Source organism: Corynebacterium tuscaniense (genome assembly GCF_008693065.1).
In the GTDB taxonomy this organism is placed as follows: domain Bacteria; phylum Actinomycetota; class Actinomycetes; order Mycobacteriales; family Mycobacteriaceae; genus Corynebacterium; species Corynebacterium tuscaniense.
Window position 1 is genome coordinate 1 of record NZ_VXKH01000099.1, and the last position, 3,476, is coordinate 3,476.

The 3,476-nt window shown below is 61.6% G+C and carries 5 protein-coding genes and 1 pseudogene; 4 read left to right on the forward strand and 2 right to left on the reverse strand.

Going from position 1 to position 3,476, the window contains the following annotated elements:
- The 4 genes and pseudogenes from F4V54_RS11540 to F4V54_RS10415 all read left to right on the forward strand — a co-directional run.
- Positions 1-326, forward strand: a pseudogene (locus tag F4V54_RS11540) (Na+/H+ antiporter subunit D); the annotation flags it as partial.
- Positions 323-883, forward strand: coding sequence for a Na+/H+ antiporter subunit E (locus tag F4V54_RS10405; RefSeq protein WP_150387092.1), 561 nt, complete (start codon positions 323-325; stop codon positions 881-883). The pseudogene F4V54_RS11540 and the gene F4V54_RS10405, both read left to right, overlap by 4 nt.
- A complete protein-coding gene (locus F4V54_RS10410; protein WP_034662115.1) occupies positions 876-1,154 on the forward strand; it encodes a monovalent cation/H+ antiporter complex subunit F in 279 nt (92 codons plus the stop codon). Before F4V54_RS10405 ends, F4V54_RS10410 begins: the two co-directional genes overlap by 8 nt.
- Before the next feature lie 5 nt (positions 1,155-1,159).
- Positions 1,160-1,537: a monovalent cation/H(+) antiporter subunit G gene (locus tag F4V54_RS10415; RefSeq protein WP_102723551.1), complete on the forward strand. Its 378-nt coding sequence runs from the start codon at positions 1,160-1,162 to the stop codon at positions 1,535-1,537.
- A gap of 50 nt (positions 1,538-1,587) precedes the next feature.
- On the opposite strand, the gene F4V54_RS10420 is transcribed toward F4V54_RS10415, so the two are convergent.
- Both F4V54_RS10420 and F4V54_RS10425 read right to left on the reverse strand, forming a co-directional pair.
- Positions 1,588-2,718 carry a glutamate--cysteine ligase gene (locus F4V54_RS10420; RefSeq protein ID WP_150387094.1) on the reverse strand — a complete coding sequence of 377 codons (1,131 nt, stop codon included), beginning with the start codon at positions 2,716-2,718 and terminating at the stop codon, positions 1,588-1,590.
- Between the two features lie 79 nt (positions 2,719-2,797).
- Positions 2,798-3,476, reverse strand: a 679-nt coding sequence (locus F4V54_RS10425) for a LytR C-terminal domain-containing protein (protein ID WP_211359484.1), incomplete at its 5' end; no start/stop codon positions are given.

Consider the following 3,476-nt stretch of genomic DNA (forward strand, 5'->3'; position numbering starts at 1 on the left):
TGCCCGCCGGTATGCTCGCTTCCACCGCCACGCTCGTCGCGGCCTCGGTGGCCATCACGTTCCTCGCTGGCCCTATCGCCGCGATCACCGGCCGCGCCGCGGACTCCTCCTTCGACACGAATCTTTACCGCACCGCGGTGTTGGGCACGGACTGGTCGAACCCCTCCCGGACACTCGATCAAGGATCGCTTAACGACGACTCCGATGCCCTCCCCAACCGCCTCCACCGCATCGAGGAACCAAGCCCCGGCGTGACCACCGTTCCTGTACCCACGCCGGCCGTAAAAACGACCGGCGAGCCGACCGGTGAGGAGACCACCCGATGAGCCCCACCCAATTCACTCCTAGGCGCAGCTTCGGCCACAACCTCACTGACCGCTTCCGCCCGTGGTTCATTGTCTGGCTGACTGTCATGTGGATCCTCCTCATGGGGGAGTTCACCTGGGCTAATACTGTGGCGGGGCTGCTGCTGGGCACCGTGATCACCATGCTGCTGCCCCTGCCCAAGCTGCCCACCAGTGGCATCAAGGTGGATGTGCCCAAACTGTTCATCTTTGTTGTCCGGTGGGTTGGGCAGCTCATCGTTGCGGCGATTCACGTCTCCTGGCTGGCTATCCGGCCCGCGGATCCTCCCCGCAGCGCTATTTTCAAGGTGCCTATGCGCCTTGATTCAGAGCTGGCACTGTACTTTGCCACTTGCGCGTATAACCTTCAGCCCGGTGGGTGTGTGACGGATATTGATCTGGCTAATCGCACGTGGACCATTCACGTGTTGTCGGCGGGGACGCAAAAGGACGTCGAAAAGGCATTGGCTGATGTGAAGAAACTGGAACGCTCCATGATCGAGATTTTTGAGAAGAGGAAGGGCCCCAAACATGGATGACGCGATATATAACACCGTGCTCGCCTTCGCGGCGATCCTGCTCGTGGCCGGGTTCTTTGTCACAACCTGGCGTTTGATCATCGGGCCGAATTCGCTGGACCGAGTGATTGCCATGGACGGCATTGTCGCCTCGATCCAATGTGCTCTGGCTACCTACATCTGCTGGACGCTGGACACCACTGTGGTCAGCGCCATGTTCGTGGTGGCCATGCTGGGCTTCATCGGCTCGCTGTCTGTCGCCCGCTTCCGCAAGAGGGACGGTGCGCTGTAACCATGCTGAATCTCGACTTCATCACCGACGTTGTATCCCTCATCTTCATCGTCGCCGGCGCCCTCCAAGTGTTTTTTGCCTCGGTGGGCATGAACCGCTTCCGTACCACGCTCGCCCGCATTCACGCAGTGACCAAACCGCAGACCGTGGGCCTGATCATGGTCATTTTAGGGGTTATTTTCCGGCTCGTCGGCTCTGAACATTTCGATGTCGGCCAGCGCGGCGACGTTGGCATGCTCTTCCTGCTAGTCCTCTTCGCACTCATGACCAACCCGGTCACGGCGCAACGCCTCGGCCGCGTCTCTCGCCGCGAAGGGCTCTACGGGGATGAGGACGACATTGCCATCAACGAGCACCCAGGCGACCTCCACAAGTCCTTGTAGGCCGAGCTCGCTCGGCCTACAAGCTCGGTCTACAAGCTCGGCCTCCACGCCTACGGATGACCTGAACGAAGCTCCTCCACCGCCTGGTCCACGGCACCACGCCAATCCCCCGTGGACTCAAACACGGAGCGTTGGCGCTGGTAGGCGGCACCGCCCTCGATGATCTCGTTGACGATATTTAGCTCATCCACACATCCCAACCGCTCCGCGATGGGTTGCAGCTGATCCACCAGATCGTGCAGATCGTCCGTAACCAGGCGCTCATCGGGGGCGCGGCTGGTGATGATCTCAGCCTCCAAGCCATAGCGGGCACCCCGCCACTTATTCTCCGCCACATGCCACGGCTGGAGGGTGGGGAGGGGCTGGTTGTGGTCCAACATGTCGTCGAAAAGCACGACGAGGCAATGCGTCAGCGCCACAACTCCGGCGAGCTCGCGCAGGTTCGTGGCGGCATCCGAGATGCGCACCTCGATCGTGCCCCATTTGGCGGCGGGGCGGACATCGAAGTGCATGGAATCCGTGTGGGACGTAACACCGGAGATGGTTTGGTCGCGCATGAAATCAACCCACTCGTCCCAGGCGCCGAACTGGTAGGGCATGCCCGCGGTGGGAAGCTGCTGGTAGAGCATCGTGCGGTTGGACGCGTAGCCGGTGTCCAGGCCCTCCCATGCGGGGCTGGATGCGCTGATGGCCAGCAGGTGCGGGTACTTCGTCATAATCGCGTTGATGATCGGCCACACCCGATTCTCATGTCGGATACCCACGTGCACGTGCGTCCCCCACAGCAGCATCTGCTGCCCCCAGTACTGCGTGCGGTTAATGATCTCTTTGTACGTCGGCTTATCCCCCACCGGCTGCGTACGAAAATCCGCGAACGGGTGGCCACCGCCCGCCCACAACTGCAGGCCCATATCATCTGTGACCTGTTGGATCTTGTCCTTCGTTTCCGCTAGGTACGCCATCGCTTCGCCCGTGTTCTGGCACACTGGTGTGACCAGTTCGATGGTGTTTTTCAGAAACTCCTTCTCCAGGTGCGTGCCGGGCCACCGCTTCTCCACTTGGTCGATCACGTCCGCCGCAAAGGGCACCAAGTCCCTACTCAGCGGATCAACGAGCGCGATCTCCCACTCCACACCCAATGTTGGGCCCGCCGAACGGTTGAAGTCACGGAACGGGTCCATGTTGGGGTTGGAAGCGGCCTGGTTCACAGTCATTCCTCCTGAATACGGCACGCGGGGGCGTGCGCACAAATCCAGGCTCTTAAAAAGACACCGGACCTGTGAGCACCAGCGTCAAAGAGCCCGGGTTCGCCGCATTCTCAGGCACCGTCCCATCATTTGGCTTAGCGACGCCCCCGACACGCTCCGCCAACGCCTTGGCACGCTCCTCTGCCCCCGGTGTTGCCGGGTCGAAGAACACCGTGTTCTCCGTCAGAACCGCCTGCGCCTCGGTGATATTTCCCACCTCACCGATCCGCGCACCCTGCCCTTCCAGCGCGCCGGAGACATCCGCCGCAAGATTCGGGACTGTGGAGTTGTTGAAGACGTTCACCGTCTCATTCTCCGCCGTCATCCGTTCCTTGTTGGCGGCGTTATTATCCGCGGCCTCCTTCTTGTCCGCGCCGTCTTGGTTGGCGCCTTCAGTTGGGTTTGCCGGGTTTGTTGGGCTGCCGGTATTCGGGTAGCGGCTCTTGTCACCCGGGGTACGTCCACCCTGGTCCTGCTGCTGGTTCTGTTGTTCCTGTACAGCCGTATCCCCGTCGTCCTTGCCGGACTGCGTCATCGCGTACACGCCCCACAGGCCGAGAAGAATGGCAACGGCGATGAGGATCATGGCTAACCCGCGCTTCGGCACACTACTGACGGCAGTTGCCCCGCCTGCAAGCGCCGCGCCACTGCCCGTCGCCGCACTGCTGGACACTGTGCCCGCACCTGCGCGG

Coding starts and splice junctions, on each gene's coding strand:
- F4V54_RS10410 (WP_034662115.1), top strand. CDS start 876: ATGGATGACGCGATATATAACACCGTGCTCGCCTTCGCGGCGATCCTG.
- F4V54_RS10405 (WP_150387092.1), top strand. CDS start 323: ATGAGCCCCACCCAATTCACTCCTAGGCGCAGCTTCGGCCACAACCTC.
- F4V54_RS10420 (WP_150387094.1), bottom strand. CDS start 2,718: ATGGACCCGTTCCGTGACTTCAACCGTTCGGCGGGCCCAACATTGGGT.